Source organism: Nonomuraea sp. NPDC050153 (assembly GCF_044460125.1).
Classification (GTDB): Bacteria; Actinomycetota; Actinomycetes; order Streptosporangiales; family Streptosporangiaceae; genus Nonomuraea.
Window position 1 is genome coordinate 804,451 of the sequence record NZ_JBITJQ010000002.1, and the last position, 25,273, is coordinate 829,723.

Below are 25,273 nucleotides of genomic sequence, written 5' to 3' on the forward strand. Positions count from 1 at the left end.
CCCGGAGGCAGCCTCACGCCGCGTCCCCGACCCCGTAGTCGGCGGCGAAGGCGGCCAGCCGGGACACCGCGTCCCGGCTACGGCTCCAGGGCCGCACGATCAGCCGCTCCACGCCCAGCGCCGCCCACGCGGGCACCTCGTCGGGCGAGGCCAGCGCGTACGCGTGCGCGGTCACCGGCACCCCCGCCCCCAGCCGGTCGAGCTGCGGCTTGATGGACTCCAGGGTGTGCGGCATGCTGATCCACCCGTCGCACAGCCGGGCCGCCCGGCGCAGCGCGGCGGCCGACTCCCCGCCCGCGAGCACCGGCAACCGCCGCTGCACCGGCTTGGGCTCGAACGCGACCTCGGGAAAGGAGTAGAACGTCCCGGAGTGAGTGACCACCGGCTCGCTCCAGAGCCGCCTGACCACCTCGATCGCCTCGTCCAGCCGCGCTCCCCGGGTGCGGAACTCGACGCCGGCCGCCTCCCACTCGCCCCGGTACCAGCCCGCGCCGACCCCGCAGATCGCCCGTCCCGACGAGACCACGTCCAGGGTCGCGAAGGCACGCGCGGACACGAAGGGGTGGCGCAGGGCGAGGAGCTGCACCGCCGTACCGAGCCTGACGCGGGAGGTGAGGGCGGCGAGCCAGCACAGGTACGCGGGCGCGTCGAACAGCGGCGTGGTGGGCTTGATCCCCGGGTCGGACGTGCCCGGGTAGCGGGCGAGCGACAGGTCGGTGGCGAAGACGAGGTGCTCGGGCAGCCAGACCGACTCGAACCCCAGCTCGTCCGCCGCCACCGCCACGTCCTTCCACGCGGCCGGATGCACCAGCCCGAGCGGCACGCCGAACTTCATGGGTACCTCCGCAGGTCACCGGCCGGCACGGCAGCACGCAAGCGCTCGCGGTGGAAAGCCGTGGTGCCGTACGCGGCCGACAGCGACCAGGCCCGCGCGAGCCAGAACCGTAGATCCAGCTCCTCGGTGTACCCGATCGCCCCGTGCGCCTGCAGCGCCACCCGGGCCGCCAGGACGGCGGCCTCACCGGCGGCGGCCTTGGCGGCGCTCACGTCCCGGTCGGCGGTCTCGACGTCCCGGTCCACCGACAGGGCCGCCCGGTGCACCAGCGGCGCGGCGAACTCCACCGCCACGGCCACGTCGGCGAGCTGGTGCTTGACCGCCTGGAACGACCCGATCGCCGCGCCGAACTGCGTCCGGACCCGCGCGTAGGCGACGGTGACCGCCAGCAGCTCCCTGGCGACCCCGACGAGCTGCGCCGCCGTCGCCACCGTGGCCCGCCGCAGCGCCGGCCCGGCCGGGCCGCCCAGCTCCTCGGACTCGTCGAAGGCCACCTCGAACACGGGACGGCACGGATCCGCCCCGGTCCTGGACGCGAGGCGGACGGACTCCCGGGAGACCAGGCGCCACCCGTCGTCCCGCGCCACCACCAGCAGGTCGGCCAGGTCGGCGTCCGGCGCGTACGCCTGCCCCGGCGCCAGCACGGCGACGCTCAGCGCGCCGGAGGCCAGCTTGGGATGGTCCGGCAGCAGGTACGGCGCCGCCACCGCGGTCTCGACGACCGGCCCCGGCAGGCACGCCCGCCCGGTCTCCTCCAGCGCGGGCAGGACGTCGACCAGCCCGAGCCCCAGCCCGTCGGACTCGGGAGGCACCAGCAGGCCGAAGAAGCCCAGCTCGGCCAGCTGCTCCCAGGCCGGCCGCCGCTCGGACCGCAGCGCGGCCGGTGGGCAGTGCGCCCGCAGCACGTCCCGCACCGTGGCGGCCAGCGCGAGCTGTTCGTCCGTGAATCCGAAGTTCATCGTGGCAGCCCCAGGACCCGCTCGGCGATGATGTTGCGCTGGATCTCGTTCGTGCCCGCGTAGATGGGCCCGGCCAGCGCGAACAGGAACCCGTCCAGCCAGCCCGCCTCTCCTGCCCGGTCCCCCAGGAGCTCCATGGCCAGGGCGTGCATGCGCAGGTCGAGCTCGGACCAGAACACCTTCCCCATGCTGGCGGCGGCCCCGATCTCCTCCCCCGCCGTGAGCCGCCGGGCCGTCGCGAACGTGTGCAGCCGGTACGCCTCCGCGTCGATCCAGCACCTGGCGGCCCGGTCGGCGGCGGCGGGGTCGCCCGCGGAGCGGGCCAGCGCGACCAGCCGGTCTGCCGTGGCCAGGAAGCGGCCGGGGCTGCGCAGGGTGAGGCCGCGTTCGGAGGAGGTGGTGGCCATCGCGACCCGCCAGCCCTCGCCGGCCTCGCCGAGCACCATCGAGTCGGCCGTGAACACCCCGTCGAAGTGCAGCTCCGCGAACCCCGGCAGCCCGTCGAGCTGCGCGATCGGCCGCACGGCGACGTCCGCGAGAGGGAAGAGGAAGTATGTCAGCCCCTTGTGCCGGGTTCCCGACGTGCGGAACAGGCCGAACCCGTGCGTGGCGTAGGCGGCCCGCGAGCTCCACGTCTTGTGCCCGTACAGGCGCCAGCCGCCGGGCACGCGCTCGGCGCGGGAGGTCAGCGCGGCCAGGTCGCTGCCCGCCTCCGGCTCCGACCAGGCCTGCGCCCACACGTCGTCGCCCCTGGCCATGGCCGGGAGCCACCGTTCGCGCTGCTCGGGGGTGCCGAAGCGCATCAGCGACGGGCCCAGCAGGAAGATGCCGTTCTGGGTGACGCGGGGCGGGGCTCCGGCGGCCCAGTACTCCTCCTCGAAGATCAGCCACTCGATCAGGGAGGCGCCGCGCCCGCCGTACTCCTCGGGCCAGGAGACGACGGACAGCCGCGCGTCCGCGAGCCGGGCCTCCCAGGCGCGGTGCGCGGCGAAGCCCTCGGGGGTGTCCATGGACGGAAGCGGTCCCGGCACGTGCGCGCCCAGCCAGCCGCGAACCTCGGCGCGGAAGTCCTGCTCGGCCGGGGAGAAGTCGAGATCCACAAAGCCAACCTAGCGCACGCTTGGTAAGCCGAACAGCGGTTTTCAGACATAGTCTGTTGGCCATGCAGGGACTGCTGTTGAAGCTGTCCACGCTCGACGCCGACGCGGAGAGCGCGGTGCGGGTGATCGCCTACTTCGACTCGCTGCTTCGCGACCACGTGAGCGTGCCCACGCTGCTCGCGGCCACGGCGCGCCTGGCGCAGTGCTCGGTCGGGCTGCTCGACGCGGCCACCGGCCGCCGCACCCGTACGTCGCCCACCGGCGCCGTGGACACACCCGCTGACGCCCCACCCAAGGTCAGGGAGCTGAGCGACGGGCTCGGGGCGGTCTGGATGGAGCGCGAGGGGCCGGCGCACGGGCTCGACGAGATCGTCCTCGAACGGTACGCGGTGGCGGCCGAGGTCACCCTCGAACGCGCGGCGCGCTCAGGGCAGGACCCCGCGCTGGTGGAGCTGGTGCTGTCGGCCGAGACCGATGACGTCGAACGCGCCCGCGCCCTGCGCCTGCTCGGCTTCGCCCCCTCCACCCCGCTCCAGGCCCTGGCCATCGCCCTGCCTGACCAGGGGCTGGCCGCCGGCCTGCGCGCCATGGGTCACCAGGTGCGGGCCGCCAGGATCGGCGACACGGAGGCCGTCCTGGTCGCGACCACCCTGCCCCGCGACCTGCCCGAGGGGTCGCGGGTGGGCATCGGGCCCGAGCTGCCGGGCGCGCGGGCGGCCGAGTCGTGGGCCGGCGCGCGGACCGCGCTCCGCTTCACCGGCCCGCGCGATCGGGTGATGCGCTGGTCGGAGCTGGGTGCTCTGGCGCTGTTCGCCGACCTTCCTGAGCCGGCGGTCGCGGGGCTGGCCGACGTCCGGGCGATGGAGCGGCTCGGCGAGGAGCACCTGGCGGCGGTGCGGGCGCTGTGCCTGGCGGGCTCGGTCCGCGGCGCCGCCGCCACCTCGCACCTGCACCACAGCTCGATGGCCGCGCGCATCGCCCGCGCCGAGTCCGTGCTGGGCTTCTCGCTCGCCGACCCGGCCGGACGCCTGCGCGCCCACCTGGCCCTCGCCCTGGTCCGCCTACGCGCCAACCTCAGGTCCGGCACGCCCGCCTGAGCCGCACGCCGGACCTCCCACGCCGGAGCCGCGCGAGCCTCAGAGCCCGTACGCCCGCTTGAGCGCGGCCAGCCGGGCCGCCCGCGCCCGCTTGGAGAGCGCGGCGTCCGGGACCATCCCGTCGAACCCGTGGAAGGCCCCCGGATAGAGGTGAAGCTCGGTGGACACGCCCGCCTGCGACAGCCGCAGCGCGTAGTCGACGTCCTCGTCCCTGAACACCTCCAGCTCACCGACGTCGATGAACGCCGGAGGCAGCCCGGCCAGCTCCGTGGCCCTGGCGGGCGCCGCGTACGGGGGCACGTCGTCGGTGCCGATCCGGTCGCCCAGCAGGGCGGTCCAGCCGTAGAGGTTCGCGCTCCTGTCCCAGACCACCGCCTCGGTGAACTCGTGGCTGGACGGGGTGATGTTGCGATCGTCCAGCATCGGGCAGACGAGCAGCTGGAACGCCACGTCGGGGCCGCCCCGGTCGCGGGCCAGCAGCACGGTGGCGGCGGCGAGCCCGCCGCCCGCGCTGGCGCCGCCGACCGCGATCCTGGCCGGGTCGATGCCGAGCTCCTCCGCCGCCTTGGCGGTCCACACCAGCCCGGCGTAGCAGTCCTCGACCGGCGCGGGATGCGGGTTCTCCGGGGCCAGCCGGTAGTCGACGGAGACCGCCACGCACCCGAGCTCCTCGACGTAGCCGATCATCATCGCCTCGTCGATCTCGGGCGTGCCGATGATCATCCCCCCACCGTGGATCCAGTACAGGCCCGGCCGCCCCACGCCGTCGGCCGCCGGGCGGTAGATCCGTACCCGCACGTCGGGAGCGCCGTCCGGCCCCGGCACGTGCCGGTCCTCGATCACGACGTCGGTGTCGGCCTGCGGCGCGGCGGCGAGGAACGCGTTGATCTGCGCGCGGTGTCCGGGCAGTTCCTCGGGCGTCAGGTTCGCCGTGTCGAACACCGGGAGCGGCGTCTGCTCAAGGAAGGCGCGGATCTCTGGGTCGAGGTTGGGGTGGTATGCCATCTGATATCCCTTCTACAAGGCCACTCCTCGATGGTCAGAGCCAGCGCCGCGCCGCACAACCGCCATCCGGCGGCGATTGCGCTCCTCAGCCCCGCCGTTCGGCGAGGACGTCGAGGACGCGCTCCGCGAGGGGCGCGGCGCTGGCCGGGTTCTGGCCGGTGGCGAGCCTGCCGTCCACCACGACCTGAGCCTGCCAGTTCGCGCCCGGCTCGTGCTCGGCGCCACGCTCCACCAGCTTGTCCGCCAGCAGGAACGGCACCACGTCGGCCACGCCGCGCAGCCGCTCCTCCTCGTTGGTGAACGCCGCCACCCGCTTGCCGGCCACCAGGTACGAACCGTCGGAGAGGGTCAGGTTCACCAGCGCGGACGGGCCGTGGCAGACCGCCGCCACCACGCCGCCCCGCTCGTACACCTCCCGCCCGACGCGGATGACGTCCGGGTCGTCGGGGAAGTCCCACATGGTGCCGTGGCCTCCGGCGTACAGCACGGCGTCGTAGCGGGAGGCGTCGACGTCCGCGAGGCGGTCGGTGTCCCGCTGTCGGAGTTCGGCCAGGAAGGCCACCTGGATCTGGTCGCCGGCGTCGAACCCGTCCTGGGGCGGCTGCCCGCCCCGCACGCTGGCCACGTCCACCTCGTAGCCGGCCTTGCGGAAGATCTCCCAGGGGTGGGCCGCCTCGGGCACGTAGTATCCGGTCCGCTCGACGCCGCCGAGGTCGTCATTGCTGGTCAGGGCTATCAGAATGCGCTTGCTCATGTCTCACATCGTGCCCCCGCCCCGCCATAGGTAACAAATAACGAAATATCGTCCTAGGTATCAGAATAGTGATATGTCGTCTATCTCGTTCGACCTGCTGCGGACGTTCCTCGCGGTGCACAGGACCGGCTCCATCACGGCCGCCGCGCAGACCCTCGGCCTGTCGCAGCCGGCCGTGACGGCGCAGGTCAAGACGCTGGAGTCGGCGCTGGATCGGCCGCTGTTCGACCGCCTGCCGCGCGGCGTCGCGCCCACGCCGGCCGCCGACGAGCTGGCCCGCCGGGTGGCGCCCTCGCTGGACGCCCTGGACGAGGTGGTGGAGTCGGAGCTGCCCTCCGACGCGGCCGTGCACCTAGGCGGGCCCGCCGAGTTCCTGTGCGAGGAGGTCATGCCGATGCTCGCCCCGCTGGTGCGCTCCGGGCTGCGGCTCCGCACGACGCTCGGGCTGTCCGACGACCTCCTCGCGGACCTCGCGGCCGGGCGCCTGGACCTGGTGCTGTCCACGATCCGGCCCCGGGTGCGCGGCGTGCAGGCGGAGGCCGTCTACGACGAGGAGTTCCTGCTGGTCGCCGCCCCTTCCCTGGCGCTTTCCAGGGTGGGGCCGAGGGAGCTGGCGGGGGTGCCGCTGGTGGCCTACGCCGAGGACCTGCCCATCGTGCGCCGCTTCTGGCGGTCCGTGTTCGGCAGGCGGCCCGTGATGGCGGCCCAGGTCGTCATCCCCGACCTGCGCGGGGTGCTCAGCGCCGTCAGGGCGGGGATGGGCGTCTCCGTGCTGCCCGCCTACCTGTGCCGCCGCGACCTGGCGGCGGGCACGCTGGTCACGCTGGCCGAACCCGACGAGGCGCCGATCAACACCGGCTACCTGGCCGTGCGCTCGGGCGCGCTGGCCAAGCCCGCGGTGGCCCGGGTACGGGCGCACCTCATCGAGGCGTTCCGCACCGCTCCCACCTACTAGGCGGACCAGGAGGCGAGCAGCCGCAGGGACTCCTCGTCGGCGCCGCCCGGCTCGGGGTGGAGCAGGCTGACCCGCTGCCCCGATCCGCCCGGCAGGTCGAACGTCTCGTAACGCAGCGCCAGCTCGCCCACCACCGGATGCGTGAACCGCTTGACCCCGTTGGTGCGCTCCCTCACGACACGACCCGCCCAGAGGGTGCGGAAGCGCGGGCTGTGCACCGACAGCTCGCCGATCAGGGCGGTCAGCGCCGGGTCGTCGGGGTGGCGGCCGGTGGCCAGGCGGAGCTGCCCGACCGTGGCCCGGAGCACCTCCTCGCGGTCCGCGTAGAGATCGGGCTCGGCGAGGAAGTTGTACCTGGCCAGGTTGGCGCCGGGGCGGCAGAGGCCGGGGAAGAGCGCGTCGGCCAGCCGGTTCCAGGCGAGCAGGTCGAGCCGGTGGTCGAAGATCATGGCCGGCACGTCCGTCATGCGGTCGATGAGCTCCACCAGCTCCCGCCGCACCCCGCCGGACGGCCGCGTCCTGCGGGGCCGCGGCGCGCCCAGGTCGAACAGGTGCGTCCGCTCGGCCTCGCTCAGGCCGAGCGCCCTGGCCAGCGACTCCATCACGGACGCGGACGGCTGGGCGGTGCGCCCCTGTTCGAGGCGTACGAGGTATTCGACGCTGATGCCCGCCAGCTCGGCCAGCTCCTCGCGGCGCAGCCCGCGCACCCGCCTGCGCGGCCCGCTCGCCAGCCCCACGTCCTCCGGCATGACCTCGTTCCTGCGGGCCTGGAGAAATGCCCCGAGTTCCCGGTTCATGGGGACAAGTCTGCCCGTGGATAGCCCTGCCGGGACACGCCGAGCCTGACACTCCGAGTACCTGGATAGCCGCGATCACGGTGGGCATGCTGGCCTCATGTGCCATTCCACCGACAGCAGGCCGCCCGCACCGCCGATCCAGGGCGAGGTGGCCTCTCACGAGCAGATCGAGCTGACGGCCGCCGACGGCAACCGTCTTCTTGCCTACCGGGCCGAGCCCGCCGAGCCGAACGGGCGCAGCGTGGTGATCCTGCCCGACGTTCGCGGGCTGCACCCGTACTACCGCGACCTCGCGGTGCGCTTCGCCGAGGCGGGCTTCCGTACGATCGCGATCGACTACTTCGGCCGCACGGCGGGCCTCGGCGAGCGCGGCGACGACTTCGACTACATGAAGCACGTCACGCAGCTCACGGCCGAGCACGTCAGGGCCGACGCCAGGGCGGCCACCGAGCAGCTCGACGGCCCCGTCTTCACGGTCGGCTTCTGCATGGGCGGCGCCCACTCATGGCGGCAGGCGTACGAGGGGAACGGCCTGGCGGGCGGCATCGGCTTCTACGGCGCGCTGCGCGCCATCCCGGAGCCGACGACCGGGCCCGGCGCGCCCCTGCTGATGCTGCTGGCGGGTGCCGACACGGCGACCACGCCCGAGCAGTTCGAGGCGTTCGAGGCGGCGCTCGACCGGGTGGGCACGGGGCACGAGAAGGTCGTCTACGAGGGCGCGCCCCACTCCTACTTCGACCGCTCGTACGCCGAGTGGGCGGAGGCGTGCCAGGACTCCTGGCGCCGCATCCTGTCGTTCACGGAGCGCCACTCATCCTAGGTAGGCGGCCCTGACGACCGGGTCCTCCCGGATCTCGCCCGGCTCGCCGGCGGCGATCACCTTGCCGAGGTCCAGCACGACGATCCGGTCACAGGTCTCCATGACGAAGCCCATGTCGTGCTCGACCAGCAGCACGGTCGTGTCCAGCGCCTTGACGACCTCGCCGAGGCGGGCCGTCTGGGAGGCGTCCAGGCCCGAGGTGGGCTCGTCCAGCAGCAGGAGGCGGGGCCGGTCGGCCAGGGCCCTGGCCAGCTCGACGAGCCGGCGCTGCCCGACGGGGAGCGCGGCGGCGTACGCGTCGCGCAGCGGGGTGAGCCCGCACAGCTCCAGCACCTCGGCCACGCGCTCACCGCGCTCCCGCTCCAGCCGGCGGCGGGCGGGCCAGCCGACCAGGTCGGCGGCGAGCCCGCCCCCGCCGCCGTGCCAGTCGAGCGCGGCCAGCACGTTGCCTGCCACGGTGAGCCGGCCGAAGACCTGGGTCCGCTGGAACGTGCGCCGCACCCCGGCCCTGGCCCGCCGGACCGGGGACACGCCGGTCAGGTCCCGGCCCGCCACCCGGACCCGGCCCTCGCCGGGCCGGCGCAGCCCCGAGACCACGTCGAACAGCGTCGTCTTCCCGGCCCCGTTCGGCCCGATCACGCCGCACACCTGACCCGCCGCGACCTCGAACGACACCTGGTCCAGCGCCCTGACCCCGCCGAACGCCACGGACACGCCCTCCACGACCAGCATGTCACCGCACTCCCAGATAGGCGGCGGTCAGCCGCTCGCTGTCCACTTCCGAGCGCGGGCCCACCCAGGTGACCCGCCCCAGCCGCATGAACGCCACCCGGTCGGCGACGGCCAGCGCCTCGGTGGCCTTCTCCTCGACCAGCAGCAGTGACACGCCGCGCGAACGCAGCTCGGCGAACACGTCGAACACCTGCCGCACCATCATCGGCGCCAGCCCCAGCGACGGCTCGTCGGCGATGAGCACCCGCGGCGGCCGCACCAGCGCGGGCGCCAGCGTGAGCAGCTGCTGCTCGCCCCCGGACAGGGAGCCGGCGAGCACGGCGCGGCGTTCGGCGAGCTGGGGCAGGCGCTCGTAGACGGGTCCCGGGTCGGGCAGCCAGGTCCGCAGGTTCTCCTCCACCGTGAGCCCGGGGAACACGCCCCGGCCCTCGGGCGCGAGCAGGATGCCCGCGCGGGCCCTGCGGTGCGCGGGCCAGGCGGTGACGTCCTCGCCGTCCAGCAGGATCCGGCCGCTGGTGACGGCCAGGTCGCCGGCGGCCACGGCGCAGGTCGTGGACTTGCCCGCCCCGTTGGCGCCGAGCAGCGCGACGACCTCGCCGGGCCTGACGGTCAGGTCCACGCCGCGCAGCACCGTGGTGTCCGCGTACCCGGCCACCACGCCCTCCAGCCGGAACAGCGGCCCGTCCGCCCGGACGGCCGACGGCGCCAGGCCCGGCTCCAACGGGACCTGCTCCGGCGAGGCCCGCTCTGCCTGGGCCCGCTCTGCCTGGGCCCGCTCTGACTGGGCCCGCTCTGACTGGGCCCGCTCTGACTGGGCGCGGCGGTGGCGCAGCTCGGCCAGCTGGGTCAGCACCCCGTCGGGGTGCTTGGCCAGGATCACGCCGCCGGCCCCGAACAGGATGGCCCCGACGTGCGCGGACACGCCCCAGGTGGCCAGCAGTTCGGGCACGGCCACCGCGATCAGCCCGCCGAGCACCGCGCCGCCGATGCGGCGCACACCCTGGAGCACGACCACGGCCAGCCACACGAACCCGGAGAACGCCGGCAGGTCGGTGGCGGTGATCGAGCCCTTGGAGACCGCGAACAGCACGCCGCCCAGCCCCGCGATAGCCGACGCCAGCGCGAAGAGCATGATCTTGGTACGGGGCGCCGACAGCCCGGACGTCGTGGCGGCGGCGGGGGCCGACCTGACCGCGAGGATCGCCCGCCCGGAGGCCGACCTTTCGAGGTTGCGCACGAGCAGGGCGACCGCCCCGATCAGCACGAGCAGCACCACCACCCGCACCCGAGGATCCGAGGTGTCCGCGAAGCCGAGCCCCAGCGCGGGCACCGGCCAGCCGATGGTCCCGTTGCTGAAGGCGTCCACCTGGAACAGCACCTGATCGGCCAGCAGCGCCATGGCCAGCGTGGCCAGCGTCAGCACCCGCCCGCCCAGCCGCAGCGCGGGCAGCGCCACCAGCATCCCCACGGCGGCCGCCGCCAGCACGCCCAGCACGATCGCCACGAAGAACGGCAGCCCGGACGAGAAGGCCCATCCGCAGGTCAGCGCCGCCATCGAGGCGAAGGCGGCCTGGGCCAGGTTGACCATGCCGCCGATCCCGGTCACCACCACGAACGAGCAGAAGATCAGCGCCAGGACCAGCCCCTGCGCGGCCACGCCCACGTAGTACTCGGACGCGAGGAAGGTGAACGCGAGCAGCGCGGCCAGCGCGAGCGCCCACGGCATCCGCCGCCGCCACGGCGGCAGCCCCGCCAGGTGGTCGGGCGGGGGCGCGTCCTCGGCCGCGCTGCCCGCGACCCGCTCGCGCGACCTGTTCAGCAGGACGAGCCCGGCGAACAGCAGGATCACCGGCACGGCCGTACGCAGCCCGGTGACCTCTTCGAGGAAGTCGGTGTATCCGGCGACCAGGTTCTGGACCACGCCGAGCGCGAGCCCGGCCGCGAACGTCCACGGGATCGACCGCAGCCGCCCGAACACCGCCGCCGTCGCCGAGGCGAACAGCAGCACCGTGTACGCCGTCGCGTCCAGCCCCAGCACGGACACGGCCAGCACCCCGGCGAGCCCGGCGAGCCCCGAGCCGAGCATCCACGCCAGCGCCGAGGTGGCGTCCGCGTCGATGCCCCGGAGCGTGGCCAGGCGCCGCCGGTCCACGGCGGCCCGCATGCGCAGCCCGTACGGGGAGTGCCGCATGAACGCCCACAGCCCGGCCGCCGCCACCGCCGAGAAGCCGAACGTGATGAGCTGGTCGGTGTCCAGCCGGGCCCCGAGCACCTCGAAGGAGAGCGCCGGATGCGGGCCGACGCCACGCGGCAGCGAGGTCGCGTCCGCGCTCGGCAGCCCGGCCAGGTCCACGACCAGCAGGCCCAGCGCGGGCAGCGCGATCGTGAGACCGATCGTGGCGACGATCTGCGCGGTCTCACCCGCCTGCGCGAGCCCGCCGAACATGGTCCTGTGCAGCACGTATCCGAGCGCGGGCGCGAACAGCGCCGCCGACACCAGGGCCGACAGCCAGGCGGGCAGCCCGGCCGCCTGGTTGAGCTCGTAGAACAGCAGCGCGGACAGGAATCCGACGGCGCCGTGGGCGAAGTTGAACACCCCGGTCGCCGCGTACGACAGCGTCAGGCCCGACCCCATGACCGCGAAGATCGCCCCGGTGACCAGGCCGCTGAGCACGTATCCAAGGATCATTTGAGCGGCACGTTGTCGAAGCACTTCATGCTCTTGGCCACCTGGAAGGCGCCTTTCTCCAGCTTGACCAGGGCGCCGCAGCCGTTCGGCTCGCTGTGGTCCTTGGGGTACTGGATCCTGCCGAACCCGGCGTTCTCGTAGAGGTAGTCGCCGTTGCCGGTGGCCAGGAACTTCTCACGGGTGAGGTCCTTGCCGGCCTTGCCGGCCATGTCGAGGAAGATGTCGGCCGACCAGTACCCGATCGCCATGTGCTGGGTGGGCACGGCGCCCGGCGCGACCTTCTCGACGTCCTGCTTGAACTGGGCGATCTCGGGGGCGGTGGACTCGAACGGCTCGAACATCGGGGCCGCGATCACGCCCTCAAGGGCCTGCGCGCTGGCCGGGTCCTTGAGGATGGCGGCGTCGTAGCTGGTCGCGTCGGTGAGCGCGCCCTTGTAGCCGGCCCGCTTGAGCGCCGAGTACAGGCCGACGTTGAACTTGGTGCCCGCGATCACGGAGACCACGATGTCGGGGGCCTTGCCGCCGTTCGAGGTCATGATCTTGTTGACGTACGGGAGCCAGTCAGGGGGTGGGGCGGCGGCCGGGAGGCCGGAGTTCACGCCGACCAGCTTGAATCCGGCGGCGGTGAACGACTGGGAGATGGTGGTGCCGCCGTACTTGCTGCCGCTGGAGTCGGAGGTCTGGACGTACACGCTCTTGCCGGCGGCGCCGCCCAGCAGGTCGGCCATCTGCCGGCCCCACCACGTCTGGGAGCCCGCCCCCTGCTTGGGCGCCAGGCAGCCGTTGTAGCCGAAGCCGGTCTTCGTGCCGCACCACTGCGGGCCCGTCGCCCAGCCGAACCAGGGCACGCCCTGCTGCTCCAGGAAGGCGGCGCCGCCGAAGTTCGGGGCGTGCACGGGGACGAGGGCGAAGACCTGGTCCTTCTGCACGAGCTTCTTGGCGGCCGCGTCGCCCTTGGCCGCGTCCTGGCCGTCGTCCTCCGCCCCGATGAACTCGATCTTCCGCCCGTTCACGCCGCCCTGGGCGTTGGCCCGCTCGAACCTGGCCTTCGCCCCGATCTCGGCGTCCTTGGTCGAGTAGCCGCTGGCGCTGGTCTTGGTCAGCACGCCGCCGACCTTGATCGTCGTGTCGGTGACGCCCGGCGCGGCGGTGCCTTGTCCCGCTGGGCTCTTCTGCTGGGCCGCGCACCCTGAGACGAGCAACGTTGTTACCGTGAGTGCCGCCGCGACCCGCCGTACCATCCTGGCCTCCTGCGATTTGGCCTAGCGCTCGCTTGGTTTTGCGCCGAGCGTAAATTCGCCCAGGAGGGGTGTCAACCGGGCTTGCCGAGCAACCGCTTGCTCGCAATCATGAGGCCGGGTTACCGTGTGGCGCATGCTGATGCGCGCGGCCGTCCTGACCGGCTTCCACGCCCCCATGGAGATCCGCGAGGTGGAGATCGCCGACCCGGGTCCGGGCGAGGTCCGCGTGCAGATCAAGGCGTCGGGCGTGTGCGGCTCCGACCTCAAGGCCATCGACGGCAAGAGCCCGGTGGTCAGCAGGCTGCCGTTCATCCTCGGCCACGAGAGCGCCGGAGTGGTGGAGAGCGTCGGCGCGGGCGTCACCGGCGTGCGGCCCGGCGACCACGTCATCATCTCGATGAACGGCCCCTGCGGGCAGTGCCGCAGCTGCGGGGCGGGCCGGTTCCACCTGTGCTCGGGCCCCGTCAGGCTGCAGACGATCATGGGCGGCGCGCCCAGGATCACCCTGGACGGGCAGGAGACACGCCGGTTCATCGGCATCGGATCGTTCGCCGAGTACGCGGTCGTCGCCCAGAGCATGTGCGTAAAAGTCACGAAAACTGCGGCGCTGGATGCGCTGTGCCTGCTGGCCTGCGGGGTCGTCACCGGCATCGGCGCGGTCATGAACGTCGCCAAGGTCCCGCCCGGCGCCAGCGTCCTCGTCGTCGGCTGCGGCGGCGTCGGCCTCAACGTCATCCAGGGCGCGGTGCTCGCGGGCGCCACCACGATCATCGCCGCCGACGTGGCCGAGCAGAAGCTCAAGCTGGCCGAGCGCTTCGGCGCCACCCACACGCTCGTCGCCGACGACCTGCCACGACAGGTGAGCGAGCTGGTCAAGGGCGGCGTCGACTACGCCTTCGACGCGACGGGCGCGCCCGGCGTCCTGTCCAGGGCCTTCGCCGCGACCCAGTCAGGCGGCACCACGGTCATGGTCGGCAGCCCGCCCCAGGGCCGGGCCGTGGAGGTGGACCCCGGCCTGCTGTTCGCCTCCCGCCGCCTCATGGGCACCCAGGGCGGCGACGCCGCGCCCCACCGCGACCTGCCCATGCTGACCGACCAGTATCTGCGGGGCCGCCTCGACCTCGACGGCCTCATCTCCGAACGCCTGCCGCTCGACCGGATCAACGACGCCGTGGCCCACGTGCGCGAGGGCTCGGTGGCGCGTACCGTCATCACGTTCTGACCGTCCGGCGCCCCGAAATCCGGGCACTGGACGTGACCGAACTCTTACTCTGAGTGTCATGACGGAGAGAAGACTCGGGGTGCGCATCCGGCGAGCCGCCCTGGCCACGGTTCTCACGGCCCTGGCCATGACCGGCCCGGAGCCCGCCGGGGCCAGGGGCCTGTACGACTTCGGCGCCTACGGCGTGGTCATCTGGCGCGAGCCGCGAGGCGACTCCGTCCTGGTCGGCTTCGGCTATCCGGGCCAGGGCTTCGAGTCGGACCGGTCGGAGGAGTTCGGCCTCTACCAGTGCGACCACTACTTCGACAGCATCCTGTGGCACCACGGCCGCAACACGGCCACCGGCGTCGTCGGCTGGGTCCCCGCCTGCGGCCTCGCCGACGCCGACTGAGCCGGGGTACATTCCGGTCGTGGCCGTTGAGCTGAGTGTCGTGGGTGACAGTCCCGGGGACGCGCTGCGGGACCTGTACTCCTGGTTGTCCGAGGAGCCCGAGCTGAGAGGCCGGGTCAGGATCGTCGAGGCCCCGCCCGAGCCGGGCGCGCTCGGCACGGCCCCCGACGTGCTGCAGCTCGCGCTGGGCGCCGGAGGGGCGTTCGCGACCACCGCCACGGTGGTGATCGCGTGGCTGCGCACCCGCCGCGGCGAGCTGACCGTCAAGCTCAGCCGCGGCCAGGAGCAGGCCGAGGTCGAGCTGACCGCCAAGGGCATCAAGGACCTGGACGCGGCGGCGGTCAGGACCATGACCGACCACCTGGCCCAGGCCCTGGAGCAGGCGGCTAGACCCCCAGCTTGACCGGCTCGCGCCGCTCGGGCGCGGGCTCGTCCTCCTCGTGGCCCTCCACCGAGAGGTTCGGCAGGACGCGGTCCAGCCAGCGCGGACACCACCAGTTGAGCCGTCCCAGCAGCACCATCGTCGCCGGCACCAGGAACCCTCTGATGATCGTGGCGTCCACCGCGACGGCCACCGCCAGCCCCACCCCGAACGTCTTCACCATCGGGTCCGGGTACGCGATGAACGCCACGAACACGGCCACCATGATCAGCGCGGCCGACGTGATGACCCGGCCCGTCGAGCCGAGCCCCTCCGCCACCGCCCGCGCGTTGTCCCCGTGCCGCAGGTACGCCTGCCGCACCGCCGTCAGCAGGAACACCTCGTAGTCCATCGACAGCCCGAACAGCACCGCGAACAACATCAGCGGCACGTAGCTCTCGATCGGCACCGAGAAGAAGATCGTCTCCAGGTACGAGGAGCTGGCCGGGGCGTCCATGCCCACCAGGCGGCTGCCCAGGCCGATCGAGAACACCAGGGCGAGCGCGCCGAAGGCGGCGCCGAGCGAGATCAGGTTCATCACCGCGGCCTTCACCGCGACGACGGGAGCGCGGAAGGCCAGCAGGAGAAGCAGGGCGCTCAGCAGCACCACCACGCCGATGACCAGCGGCGTGCGCTCGGACATCCTGGTGCCCGCGTCGGTCATCGCCGCCACCTTGCCGCCGACGTGCACGCTCACCCCGGGCGGCGCGATGGCCCTGATGTCCTTGACCACGTCGGACGCGCGCGCGTCGCTGGGGGCGTACTCGGTGACGACCTGGATCAGGACCGAGCGGCCGGAGGAGTTGACCTTGGGGGTGGCCACGTGCGCGACGCCGTCGACGTCGCCGACCTCGCGGGCGATCCGGTCGACGACCGGGTCCTTCTGGTCGGCCACCTTGGCGGGCAGCTCGGCGACCACGAGCAGCGGGCCGTTGAAACCGGGACCGAAGCCGGTGGCCATCAGCTCGTAGGCCCGCCTGGGCTCCGAGCCCCGGTCGCCGTACCCGTCGTCGAGCGGCCCGAGCTTGAGCGCCAGCGCCGGGGCGGCCAGCAGGCCCAGCACCACCACGCTGCCGAACAGCACCCGCCACGGCCGGCGCGCCACCCACGAGCCCAGACCGGCCCAGCCGGAGCCCGACGAGCCGCCTCCGCGCAGGAACGGCACCCTGAGCGCGTTGATCCGGTGGCCGAGCACCCCCAGCAGGGCTGGGACGAGGGTGACCGAGGTCAGCACGGCGGTGATGACGGAGATGCCGGTGATCCAGCCGAGCGTCGCCAGCAGCGGGAACCCGCCCAGCATGAGCGCGCTCAGCGCGATCATCACCGTGCCGCCCGCGAACACCACGGCCCCGCCCGAACTGGCCACGGTCCGGCGTACGGACTCCATCACCGGCACCCCCTCGGCCAGCAGCCGGCGGTGCCTGGACAGCAGGAACAGCGCGTAGTCGATGCCGACGCCCAGGCCGATCATCGTGGCCATGATGCCCGCCTGTTTGGGCACGTCCAGCACGTGTCCGAGCAGCCCGATCACGCCGAGCCCGGCCGCGACGCTGACCAGGGCCGTGAAGATCGGCACCAGCGCGGCGGTCAGCGTCCCGAACGCGAACACCAGCACCAGCAGCGCGCACACCACGCCGATGATCTCGCTGGGCCCGGTCTTGATGTCCTTGTCGGCCGGCGTGGAGCTGTCGGCCGCGACCACCTCGATCCCGGCGGCCCGCACCGGGTCGGCCGCCTTCGACAGCGCCCGCGTGTTCTCGGCGACCTTGGTGCTGTCATGGCCCTGCAGGCGGATGGCGATGAGCCCGATCTGCAGGTTGGAGGAGATGCCGCCGCGTTTGAACGGGGTGTCCACCTGCACGACGTGCGGCATGGTGCGCAGGCGCGCCAGGACGTCCTCGACGGCCTGCTTGCGCGGCTTGTCGATGAGCGGCCCGGCGGCGGAGTAGAGGACGAGCTGGACCGTTCCGCCGGTGTCGTACCCCGGCCCGAAGCCGGTCTTCATGAGATCGTGCGCCCGCTGCGCGTCGGTGCCGGGGATGGACGCGTCGTTGCTGACCGGGCTGCCGAGCACGAGGCTCCCGCCCATCAGCGCGGCGGCCACGACGACCCATAAGGCCAGAACCAGGCGTCCGTGCCGCGCGCACCAGCCGCCCAGTCGTCCAAGAAACCGCGTCATCGACCAAGTCCCCCTCGACGGCCGTCCTGTACGCACGTACAGGACTACGATAAAGCAGGAAATATCCGGAGGGGATGGATCGCACGGAAATGAGATGATGACCACACCCGACGACACCCGGACCCGGATCCTGGCCGCGGCCAGAGAGCTGTTCGCCGAGCGCGGTTACTCAGGCACCTCGCTGGCCGACATCGCCGCGGCCGTGGGACTGACCAAGACCGCCGTCGCCTACCACTTCCACCCGAAAGGCCGCCTGGCCTCCGAATTACTGGCTCCGGCGGGCGACGACATGCTGGCGCTGCTCGGAACCGAGTTCCCGGACAGGGAGGCGTTCGTCGACGCGCTGGTGACCTTCGCGGTGCGCTACCGCTCGGTCATCCGCCTGTTCATGGAGGACCTGGCCGCCGAGGACCCCGGCTCGCCGGACTCGGAGCGCGCGACGGTCAGGACGTTCAGGGACGAGATCTTCAGCAGGCTCGTGGGCGACGACCCCGCCCCGGAGACCACGCTGAAGAGCTGGGCCCTGCTCGGCGCGCTGCAGTGGGGCGCGGTCAAGACGATGGACCTGCCGGAGGAGCAGGTCCGCGAGGTGCTGCTGGAGGCCTGCCGGGCTTTCTAGAGACCCAGAACCTCCCGTTCCACGTGGTCGAGCGCGAGGCGGACGGCGCCCAGCGCCACCCCCTCGTCCCCGAACGTGGAGGCCACCACCTCCGGCACGCTCACGCACAGCTCGGCCAGGTGCCGGCGGAGCGGTTCGAGCAGCACGTCGCCGGCCTGCGAGTAACCGCCGCCCAGCACCAGCAGGTCGGGGTCGATGGCCAGCGCGAGCGCCGAGGCGCCGATCGCGAGGTTTTCCGCGTAGCGGTCGACCCGCCGCACCGCGTCGCGGTCGCCCGTCAGCGCCGCCTCGAACACCTCGGCCGCCGACGCGTCCTTGACCAACTCGCGGGCCGCATCCTCCCAGCCGACCTGGCGCAGCGTGCCGATCTCGCCCGCGGCCCCGCTGCGCCCCGGGTGCAGCCGCCCGCCGATGAGGACGCCCGCGCCCGCCCGGTGGCCGATGAGCACGTAGACCACGTCGGAGGCGTGCTGCGCGCTGCCGCGCCAGTGCTCGGCGAGCGCGGCGAGGTTGGCGTCGTTGGCGGCCAGCGCCGTGCACCCGAACCAGCGCCCGGCCAGCCCCGCCAGGTCCACGCCCGTCCAGCCGGGCAGGGTGATCGACAGCGTCACCCGGCCGGTGCGGTCCACGATGCCCGAGGTGCCCGCCGCGACCGCCCAGACCCGCTTGCGCGCGACGCCCGCGCCGTCCACGCACTTCAGCGACGTACGCCGGGCCGCCTCCAGCCGCTCGTGGGCCGGGGCGTCGCCGGAGACGTCGGCCCGCTCCCAGGCGATCACCTCGCCGTTGAGGTCGGCCAGCGCGGCCACGATCCCGTCGCCCCCGACCTCTGCGCCCACCACGTAGCCGGCGTCCGCGCGGAACCCGAACCGCCGCGCGGGCCGCCCCATCACTCCCTCGTCGGGCGGCACCTCCCTGACGTAGCCTCGCTCGCCCAGCTCGTCGAGCACCGCCTCCACCGTCTGCCTCGACAGCCCGGTGATGCGGCCGAGCTGGGTCAGCGTGGCCACGCCCTCGCGGCGCAGGGCCCTGAGCGTGACCTGGGTGTTCACCTTGCGCAGCAGGGACGCGTCACCTGGGCGAAGCTCGGTCAACTTATGAGACCCTTCCTCATAACTCCCCTGTAACTCCCCATTGACGAGCAACAGCCAGCATCCTAGCATCGGCCGACATACGTGAACTGGTTACATATGTGGAGGTGCAATGCTCACTCTCGCCGTCGTCGGCGCGGGTTCGCGGGGGACCTCCTACGCCCGCCACGCCGCCGCGAGCGGCCGGGCGCGGGTGGTCGCGGTGGCCGATCCGCTGGAGGCCCGCCGCGACAGGTTCCCGGAGGCCGAGCGGTACGCGGACTGGCGCGAACTGGCCGCGCTCCCCCGCCGGGCGGACGCGGTGATCATCGCGACCCAGGACAGGGACCACGTCGAGCCCGCCGTGCGCTTCGCCGAGCTGGGCTACGACATCCTGCTGGAGAAGCCGATGGCCGTCGCCGAGGACGACTGCCGGCGGATCGTCGAGGCCGCCGGACGCTCCGGCGCCGTCTTCGCGGTCTGCCACGTGCTGCGCTACACGCCGTACACGCGGACGCTGAAGGCGCTGCTGGACGCGGGCCGGATCGGCGAGATCGTCAGCATCCAGCACCTGGAACCGGTCGGGTGGTGGCACCAGGCGCACTCGTACGTGCGGGGCAACTGGCGCCGCTCCGACGAGTCCACGTTCATGCTGCTCGCCAAGTCGAGCCACGACCTCGACTGGCTGGTGCACCTCACCGGCAAGCAGGTGACGCGCGTGTCGTCGTTCGGCGGGCTCATGCACTTCCGCCCGGAGAACCGCCCGGAGGGCGCGGCCGACCGCTGCCTGGACTGCGCGGTCGAGGCGACGTGCCCGTACTCGGCCAAGCGCATCTACCTGCCGCTGACCGGGCGCGCGGAGTGGCCGGTGACGGTGCTCACCGACGACGTCTCCGAGGCCGGCGTCCTGGCGGCGCTCAGGACCGGCCCGTACGGCAGATGCGTGTACGCCTGCGACAACGACGTGGTCGACCACCAGGTCGTGAACATGGAGTTCGAGGGCGGCACGACCGCGTCGTTCACCATGACCGCTTTCACCCCCGCCCTCCACCGGCAGACCCGGATCTTCGGCACCCGCGGCTGGATCGAGGGCGACGGCGACCGCCTGACCGTCTTCGACTTCGTCACCGGCCGCGACGAGACCGTCGACACCCGCCCCACGGGAGACCCGACGGCCCGGGGCGGCCACGGGGGCGGTGACGAGGCGCTGGTCGACGCGTTCCTGACCGCGGTCGCCACCAGGGACCGCTCCTCCATCCTCTCCTCGCCGGGCGAGAGCCTGCACAGCCATCTCGTCGCCTGGGCCGCCGAGAGGTCGCGGCTGCACGGCGAGACCGTCACTCTGGAAGGAACCCCCCGATGAAGGCAAGGCACATCACTGCCGCGATGGCTCTCGGCGCGGGCCTCGTGGCCTGCGGCTCGTCCACCCCGGCGGAGAGCGGGCCGAGCGCCCGGCAGGACGGCGGGCGCGGGCCGATCACGTTCATCAGCGGCAAGTTCGAGGCCGAGTCGGTCCAGAAGATCGTCGACGCGTGGAACGCCGGGCACCCGGATGAGAAGGCCACCGTCGTCCTGCTCCCCGAGAGCGCCGACGAACAGCGCCGCAAGCTCATCCAGAACGCGCAGACCAAGTCGGACGCCGGCGACGTGATCCTCATCGACGCCGTGTGGACCAGCGAGTTCGCCGCGAACCGGTGGGTGGACGAGCTGAAGCTGGACACCAGCGACTTCCTCCCCACAACCGTCGAAACGGCGAAATATCGCGACAAGCTCTATGCGATGCCGCTGTTCACCGGCACCGGCCTGCTCTACTACCGCAAGGACCTGGTCAAGGCGCCGCCGAAGACCTGGGCCGAGATGAAGAAGACCTGCGACGAGGTGCTGCCCGAGCAGAAGGGCATGAGCTGCTACGGCGGCCAGTTCGACAAGTACGAGGGTCTCACCGTGAACTTCTCCGAGGCCGTCGCCTCCGCGGGCGGCGAACTCCTCGACGCCTCCGGCCGGCCCCAGCTCACCGGCGACGCGGCGAAGCAGGCCGCCCGGTTCCTCGCCGACGGCTTCAAGAGCGGGATGATGCCGAAGGAGGCGATCACGTACAAGGAGGAAGAGGGACGGGTCGCCTTCCAGGAGGGCAAGCTGCTCTTCTACCGCAACTGGGCCTACGGCTACGAGGCCGCGCAGAAGACCGACGGCTCCAGCAAGGTCGTCGGCAAGTTCGACGTGGCGCCCATCCCCGGCCTGAACGGGCCCGGCGCGGGCACGCTCGGCGGCAACAACCTGGCCGTCTCCGCCTTCTCCAAGCACAAGCAGAGCGCGCAGGACTTCATCGCGTTCATGACCAGCGCCGCGCAGATCAAGGCGTTCGCGCAGACCAGCTCGATGCCGGTGCCGCGGACCGCGATCTACGAGGACCCTGAGCTGATCAAGAAGTATCCGTACCTGCCCGCGCTCAAGGACGGCATCCTGGCCGCCAAGCCGCGCCCCAAGGCCGTGCGCTACGGCGACGTGACCGCCGCCATCCAGGAGTCCGCGTACGCCATCGTCACCGGCGCCAAGCCGGTCGACCAAGGGCTGTCCGAGCTGCAGTCGGCCCTCGGACCCCTGCTGAAGTGAGGACGCGCGCCTCGCGGGGGCAGTCGTGGCTGGCCGCGGCCATGCTGTCCCCCACCCTGATCGTGCTGGCCCTCGTGGTGTTCTATCCACTCCTGTCCGCCATGCGCGAGTCGTTCTACGAGAGCGGGCAGCGGCTCGACGCCGACGGGTTCGTGGTGGAGGGCGAGTGGTTCGCCGGACTCGCCAACTACGCGGGCGTGGCGGGGCAGCGCTTCCTGAACGCGGCCCTCAACACGACCCTGTTCACCGTGGTGACGGTGGCGCTGGAGGTCGTGCTCGGGGTGGCGATGGCGCTGGTCATGCAGCGGGCCTTCAAGGGCCGGGCGTTCCTGCGGGCCGGCATCCTCGTGCCGTGGGCGGTGCCGACGGCGGTCTCCGGGCTGATGTGGAAGTGGATCTTCCAGGCCGACGGCGTGGCGAACGCGCTCCTCGGCACCGACATCCTCTGGACCGCCGACGGCGACTGGGCCAAGCTCGCCGTGATCATCGCGGACGTCTGGAAGACCGCGCCCTTCGTCGGCCTGCTCGTGCTGGCGGGGCTGCAGATCATCCCCGCCGACGTGTACGAGGCGGCGAGGGTCGACGGCTCGACGCCCCGGCAGACGTTCTGGCGCATCACGCTGCCGCTGGTCAGGCCCGCGCTGCTGGTGGCGGTGCTGTTCCGGCTGATGGACGCGCTGCGCGTCTTCGACCTGCCGTACGTGCTCATCGGGCCGCGCAAGCAGTCGGTGGAGACCCTGTCGGGACTCATCTGGGACGAGGCGACGCGCGTGCACTACGGGCCCGCCTCGGCGTACGGGACGGCGTTGTTCGTCTACATCGCGTTGATCGCGTTCGTGTTCGTCAAGCTGCTCGGGGCCGACCTGCTGAGTGACGTGCGCTCGCGCAGGAAGGAGGCCCGGGATGTGGCGTAGGGCGGGGATGATCGGCATCGCGCTGTACTGCCTGGTGCCGTTCTACTGGATGGTGGTGTCGAGCTTCCGCCGCACCTCCGACATCTACGACAAGTCCCCCATTCCCGCACCGTGGTCCCTGGAGAGCTACGAGGCGGTCTTCGACGAGGGCATGGGCTTCGGCCGGTCGCTGCTCAACAGCCTCGTCGTCGCGGCCACGACGACGGCGGTCACCCTCCTGGTCGGCACCCTGGCGGCCTACGCCCTGGCCAGGCTCGACTTCCGCGCCAAGAACGTCATCCTGGCCCTGGTCATCGCCGTCTCCATGTTCCCGGGGGCGCTACTGATCGTGCCGCTGCTGAAGCTGTTCACGACGATCGGGTGGATCAACTCGTACCAGGCGATGATCGTCCCTTCCATGTCGTTCGCCCTGCCACTGACGATCTGGAACCTGACGACGTTCTTCCGGCAGCTGCCGTACGAGCTGGAGCAGGCGGCCATGATCGACGGCTGCACCGCCTTCGCGGCCTTCCGCCGCGTCATGCTCCCGCTGGCCGCCCCGGGCGTCTTCACCACGGCGATCCTGGCCTTCATCGCGACCTGGAACGAGTTCATCATCGCCGTCACCATGATCAACGACCAGTCGCGGCAGACGGCCACCGTGCGCATCGCGCAGTTCACGGGGGCGGCCAAGTTCGACACGCCGTTCGGCACCCAGATGGCCGCCGGCGTGCTGGTCACGATCCCGCTGGTGCTGCTCGTGCTCTTCTTCCAGCGCCGCATCGTCGCCGGGCTGACGGCGGGCGCCCTGAAGTGACCCCGGCGGGGGTCAGACGGCGGGTGCCCTGAAGTGACCCCGGCGGGGGTCACTCGCTGGGAGTCGGGCCGGTGGGGGTCTCCTCGGGCTCGCCCGGGTCGGGGCCCGACTGCGGGGCCAGGCCGAAGACGATCTCGACCGCGCTTCCCGGCCTGGCGCAGTCGCCGGACTGGAGGCCCTGGTCGAGGATCGTGCCCACGCGCGACTCGTCGTCCACGACCTGGCCCCTCGTCCGCACCGCGAACCCGGCCGCGACCAGCGCCGCCCGGCCGTCCTCCAGCGACTGCCCGACGACCGACGGGACGGTGGCGCCGTTGCGCGCGACCGTGAGCGCCACCGAGGTGCCGCCCGTGACGCGCCGGCCCGCCTTGGGCTGCGTGGAGAGCACCTGCCCGTCCGGCTGGTCGACGCAGGAGCGGGTGACGGCGCCCACCGCCAGGCCCGCGTCGGTGAGGGCGTTCTCCGCCGCCTTGCGCTGCAGGCCCGTGACCGCGGGGACGGCCAGCCCGGCCGACACCTCAAGCGAGACCTTGCTGCCCCTGATCACCAGCATGCCTGGGGCGGGCTGGGCGCCGAGAACCTGGCCGATCTTCTTCGGCGAGTCGAGCTGGGTGACGGTGCCGAGCACCAGCCCGGCCTGCTTGATCGCCTTCGTGGCCGCGCTCTTGTCCATTCCCGCCAAGGCCGGGACCGGGACCGTGGCCGGGCGCACCACCGGCGGATCCGCCGTGGGCCCGCGTTCCTGAGCTGTCGCCGTGGTCCTCATCGGGGTCTTCAGCGGCGTCGTCTTGTCCACCGGAGGCCGGGATCTCACCGGATCGGACTGTGGGGGGACCGACGGGCCGGCCGCCTGCGGCAGCTGGGGCCGGTCATCCCTGTCCGCCGTGGGTATGTGGGCGGTGAGCAGCACGGCCGCCGTCACCAGCAGGGCCGCGCAGACCGCGACGGCGGCCCTGGGCCAGGGGCCCTTGGACGGCACCGGCGGCAATGGACCGTTCCCCGAGCCGGAGCCATCGGGTAACGACCCGCCCGCTTCCGTGTTCTGCCCTGCGCTCTCCCCGGCGCTCTCCCCGGTGCGGGAGCCGGGCAGCAGGTAGCCGCCAGGCACCCCCGTGGCCTCCGGCTCGGCCATCGGCGACCGTTCCGACGAGCGCTGCTCGGGCACCAGCGGCTGGACCCGCAGGATGTGGGCCGGCGGCGAGCTCAGCACCTCCGCCGGCACCTCCGACTCCCCCAACAGCTCGAACAGCAGGTCCCTGCTGGTGGGCCGGTTCCGCGCGTCCTTGTCCAGGCACGCCGCCACGAGGGTCCGCAGCCGCCCGTCCAGGCGGCCCAGCTCGGGCGGCGCGGTCAGGATGCGGTGCAGCACCGGCGCGACCGAGTCCTGCCCGAACGGCGCCGTGGCGTTGGCCGCGAAGCACATCGTGGCGCCCCACGAGAACACGTCCGCGGCACCCGTGACGGCCGACGCCGTGATCTGCTCGGGCGCCATGTACGCGGGCGTGCCCACCCCGCGCCCGGTCACCGTGGCCGCCGCGTCCAGCGCCCTGGCCAGGCCGAAGTCGATGACGCGGGGCCCGTCGGAGCCGAGCAGCACGTTCTGCGGTTTGAAGTCCCGGTGCACGATCCCGGCCCGGTGGATGGCCGTGAGCGCGGTGGCCGTGCTGACCGCCAGCCGTTCCAGCGCCCCGCCCCGCCGCGGCCCGGTGAGCACGACCTCCCTGTGCAGGGACGGCCCGTCGACATACTCGCTGACGATGTACGGACGCCCCTCGTCGAACCCGGCGTCGACCACCTGGGCGGTGCAGAACCTCGCGACGTGCTTGGCCAGCTCGACCTCCCGCAGGAACGCCGCCCGCTCGTCGCCCACGGGTCCGTGCAGCAGCTTGACCGCGTAGGGCTCCCCGCTCCGCGAGCCGAGGAACACCGCGCCCTGACCACCCTCGCCCAGCCGCCCGGACAGCACGTACTCCCCGAGCCGCTGCGGGTCCCCCGTTCTGAGCGGCTGCGCCGTCGGCACGGACGTCTCCCCTCGCCGCCACCCCTTCCCTGCCTTCTACTGAA

23 protein-coding genes are annotated in these 25,273 nt (G+C 72.7%); 11 read left to right on the plus strand and 12 right to left on the minus strand.

The window, feature by feature from the left end:
• Positions 1 to 13: 13 nt before the first annotated feature.
• From ACIBQ1_RS07945 to ACIBQ1_RS07955, 3 genes are read right to left on the minus strand one after another with little or no spacing between them, the layout of a single operon-like run.
• Positions 14 to 835 (minus strand): TIGR03619 family F420-dependent LLM class oxidoreductase, encoded by an 822-nt coding sequence (locus ACIBQ1_RS07945; protein ID WP_397275413.1) that lies wholly within the window; start codon positions 833 to 835, stop codon positions 14 to 16.
• Positions 832 to 1,794, minus strand: a complete 963-nt coding sequence (locus tag ACIBQ1_RS07950) for an acyl-CoA dehydrogenase family protein (RefSeq protein WP_397275415.1) — start codon at positions 1,792 to 1,794, stop codon at positions 832 to 834. Before ACIBQ1_RS07950 ends, ACIBQ1_RS07945 begins: the two co-directional genes overlap by 4 nt.
• Entirely contained in the window at positions 1,791 to 2,894 is a 1,104-nt protein-coding gene (locus ACIBQ1_RS07955) for an acyl-CoA dehydrogenase family protein (RefSeq protein WP_397275417.1), read from the minus strand. The genes ACIBQ1_RS07950 and ACIBQ1_RS07955 overlap by 4 nt, the downstream gene beginning before the upstream one ends.
• Before the next feature lie 62 nt (positions 2,895 to 2,956).
• Between ACIBQ1_RS07955 and ACIBQ1_RS07960 the strand changes: the two genes are divergently transcribed.
• The gene (locus ACIBQ1_RS07960; RefSeq protein WP_397275418.1) at positions 2,957 to 3,991 is read left to right on the plus strand and encodes a helix-turn-helix domain-containing protein; all 1,035 of its coding nucleotides are present in this window, start codon (positions 2,957 to 2,959) and stop codon (positions 3,989 to 3,991) included.
• A 39-nt stretch (positions 3,992 to 4,030) separates the two neighbouring features.
• Here the strand turns inward: ACIBQ1_RS07960 and ACIBQ1_RS07965 are convergent, their stop codons facing one another.
• On the minus strand, positions 4,031 to 4,996 hold the full coding sequence (locus ACIBQ1_RS07965; RefSeq protein ID WP_397275420.1) for an alpha/beta hydrolase fold domain-containing protein: 966 nt from the start codon (positions 4,994 to 4,996) through the stop codon (positions 4,031 to 4,033).
• 85 nt (positions 4,997 to 5,081) lie between these two features.
• Positions 5,082 to 5,750 (minus strand): type 1 glutamine amidotransferase domain-containing protein, encoded by a 669-nt coding sequence (locus ACIBQ1_RS07970; protein ID WP_397275422.1) that lies wholly within the window; start codon positions 5,748 to 5,750, stop codon positions 5,082 to 5,084.
• Positions 5,751 to 5,823: 73 nt separating this feature from the next.
• On the opposite strand from ACIBQ1_RS07970, the gene ACIBQ1_RS07975 reads away from it, so the two are divergent.
• Positions 5,824 to 6,705 (plus strand): LysR family transcriptional regulator, encoded by an 882-nt coding sequence (locus ACIBQ1_RS07975; RefSeq protein ID WP_397275424.1) that lies wholly within the window; start codon positions 5,824 to 5,826, stop codon positions 6,703 to 6,705.
• On the opposite strand, the gene ACIBQ1_RS07980 is transcribed toward ACIBQ1_RS07975, so the two are convergent.
• Positions 6,702 to 7,502 (minus strand): helix-turn-helix domain-containing protein, encoded by an 801-nt coding sequence (locus tag ACIBQ1_RS07980; RefSeq protein ID WP_397275426.1) that lies wholly within the window; start codon positions 7,500 to 7,502, stop codon positions 6,702 to 6,704. The two genes, ACIBQ1_RS07975 and ACIBQ1_RS07980, sit on opposite strands and share 4 nt — an antisense overlap.
• 97 nt (positions 7,503 to 7,599) lie before the next feature.
• Between ACIBQ1_RS07980 and ACIBQ1_RS07985 the strand changes: the two genes are divergently transcribed.
• Positions 7,600 to 8,322, plus strand: coding sequence for a dienelactone hydrolase family protein (locus ACIBQ1_RS07985; protein ID WP_397275428.1), 723 nt, complete (start codon positions 7,600 to 7,602; stop codon positions 8,320 to 8,322).
• On the opposite strand, the gene ACIBQ1_RS07990 is transcribed toward ACIBQ1_RS07985, so the two are convergent.
• From ACIBQ1_RS07990 to ACIBQ1_RS08000, 3 genes are read right to left on the minus strand one after another with little or no spacing between them, the layout of a single operon-like run.
• Positions 8,314 to 9,054, minus strand: coding sequence for an ABC transporter ATP-binding protein (locus ACIBQ1_RS07990; RefSeq protein ID WP_397275429.1), 741 nt, complete (start codon positions 9,052 to 9,054; stop codon positions 8,314 to 8,316). The genes ACIBQ1_RS07985 and ACIBQ1_RS07990 overlap by 9 nt on opposite strands.
• A 1-nt stretch (position 9,055) precedes the next feature.
• Positions 9,056 to 11,743, minus strand: coding sequence for an ATP-binding cassette domain-containing protein (locus tag ACIBQ1_RS07995; protein ID WP_397275430.1), 2,688 nt, complete (start codon positions 11,741 to 11,743; stop codon positions 9,056 to 9,058).
• A complete protein-coding gene (locus ACIBQ1_RS08000) occupies positions 11,740 to 12,945 on the minus strand; it encodes an ABC transporter substrate-binding protein (RefSeq protein ID WP_397275432.1) in 1,206 nt (401 codons plus the stop codon). The genes ACIBQ1_RS07995 and ACIBQ1_RS08000 overlap by 4 nt, the downstream gene beginning before the upstream one ends.
• A 172-nt stretch (positions 12,946 to 13,117) precedes the next feature.
• Between ACIBQ1_RS08000 and ACIBQ1_RS08005 the strand changes: the two genes are divergently transcribed.
• Genes ACIBQ1_RS08005 through ACIBQ1_RS08015 form a run of 3 tightly spaced genes read left to right on the plus strand, consistent with a single transcriptional unit; the run spans position 13,118 to position 15,000 of the window.
• Complete coding sequence (locus ACIBQ1_RS08005) at positions 13,118 to 14,206, plus strand: alcohol dehydrogenase catalytic domain-containing protein (protein WP_397275434.1); 1,089 nt, start codon at positions 13,118 to 13,120, stop codon at positions 14,204 to 14,206.
• Positions 14,207 to 14,264: 58 nt separating this feature from the next.
• Positions 14,265 to 14,597, plus strand: a complete 333-nt coding sequence (locus ACIBQ1_RS08010) for a hypothetical protein (RefSeq protein ID WP_397275436.1) — start codon at positions 14,265 to 14,267, stop codon at positions 14,595 to 14,597.
• A gap of 19 nt (positions 14,598 to 14,616) precedes the next feature.
• On the plus strand, positions 14,617 to 15,000 hold the full coding sequence (locus ACIBQ1_RS08015; RefSeq protein ID WP_397275437.1) for a hypothetical protein: 384 nt from the start codon (positions 14,617 to 14,619) through the stop codon (positions 14,998 to 15,000).
• On the opposite strand, the gene ACIBQ1_RS08020 is transcribed toward ACIBQ1_RS08015, so the two are convergent.
• Positions 14,984 to 17,197: an MMPL family transporter gene (locus ACIBQ1_RS08020; RefSeq protein ID WP_397275439.1), complete on the minus strand. Its 2,214-nt coding sequence runs from the start codon at positions 17,195 to 17,197 to the stop codon at positions 14,984 to 14,986. The genes ACIBQ1_RS08015 and ACIBQ1_RS08020 overlap by 17 nt on opposite strands.
• A gap of 94 nt (positions 17,198 to 17,291) precedes the next feature.
• On the opposite strand from ACIBQ1_RS08020, the gene ACIBQ1_RS08025 reads away from it, so the two are divergent.
• Positions 17,292 to 17,816 (plus strand): TetR/AcrR family transcriptional regulator, encoded by a 525-nt coding sequence (locus ACIBQ1_RS08025; protein ID WP_397275441.1) that lies wholly within the window; start codon positions 17,292 to 17,294, stop codon positions 17,814 to 17,816.
• Here the strand turns inward: ACIBQ1_RS08025 and ACIBQ1_RS08030 are convergent.
• A complete protein-coding gene (locus ACIBQ1_RS08030) occupies positions 17,813 to 18,910 on the minus strand; it encodes an ROK family transcriptional regulator (protein ID WP_397275442.1) in 1,098 nt (365 codons plus the stop codon). The two genes, ACIBQ1_RS08025 and ACIBQ1_RS08030, sit on opposite strands and share 4 nt — an antisense overlap.
• A 109-nt stretch (positions 18,911 to 19,019) precedes the next feature.
• Here ACIBQ1_RS08030 and ACIBQ1_RS08035 point away from each other — a divergent pair, with 109 nt between their 5' ends.
• The 4 genes from ACIBQ1_RS08035 to ACIBQ1_RS08050 are packed head-to-tail and all read left to right on the plus strand — an operon-like array spanning position 19,020 to position 23,209.
• A complete protein-coding gene (locus ACIBQ1_RS08035; protein WP_397275444.1) occupies positions 19,020 to 20,249 on the plus strand; it encodes a Gfo/Idh/MocA family protein in 1,230 nt (409 codons plus the stop codon).
• Positions 20,246 to 21,499, plus strand: a complete 1,254-nt coding sequence (locus ACIBQ1_RS08040) for an ABC transporter substrate-binding protein (RefSeq protein WP_397275446.1) — start codon at positions 20,246 to 20,248, stop codon at positions 21,497 to 21,499. Before ACIBQ1_RS08035 ends, ACIBQ1_RS08040 begins: the two co-directional genes overlap by 4 nt.
• Positions 21,496 to 22,413: a carbohydrate ABC transporter permease gene (locus ACIBQ1_RS08045; RefSeq protein ID WP_397275448.1), complete on the plus strand. Its 918-nt coding sequence runs from the start codon at positions 21,496 to 21,498 to the stop codon at positions 22,411 to 22,413. The genes ACIBQ1_RS08040 and ACIBQ1_RS08045 overlap by 4 nt, the downstream gene beginning before the upstream one ends.
• Complete coding sequence (locus tag ACIBQ1_RS08050; protein ID WP_397275450.1) at positions 22,403 to 23,209, plus strand: carbohydrate ABC transporter permease; 807 nt, start codon at positions 22,403 to 22,405, stop codon at positions 23,207 to 23,209. The genes ACIBQ1_RS08045 and ACIBQ1_RS08050 overlap by 11 nt, the downstream gene beginning before the upstream one ends.
• 49 nt (positions 23,210 to 23,258) lie before the next feature.
• Here the strand turns inward: ACIBQ1_RS08050 and ACIBQ1_RS08055 are convergent, their stop codons facing one another.
• A complete protein-coding gene (locus ACIBQ1_RS08055; protein ID WP_397275452.1) occupies positions 23,259 to 25,229 on the minus strand; it encodes a PASTA domain-containing protein in 1,971 nt (656 codons plus the stop codon).
• Between the last annotated feature and the right edge of the window lie 44 nt (positions 25,230 to 25,273).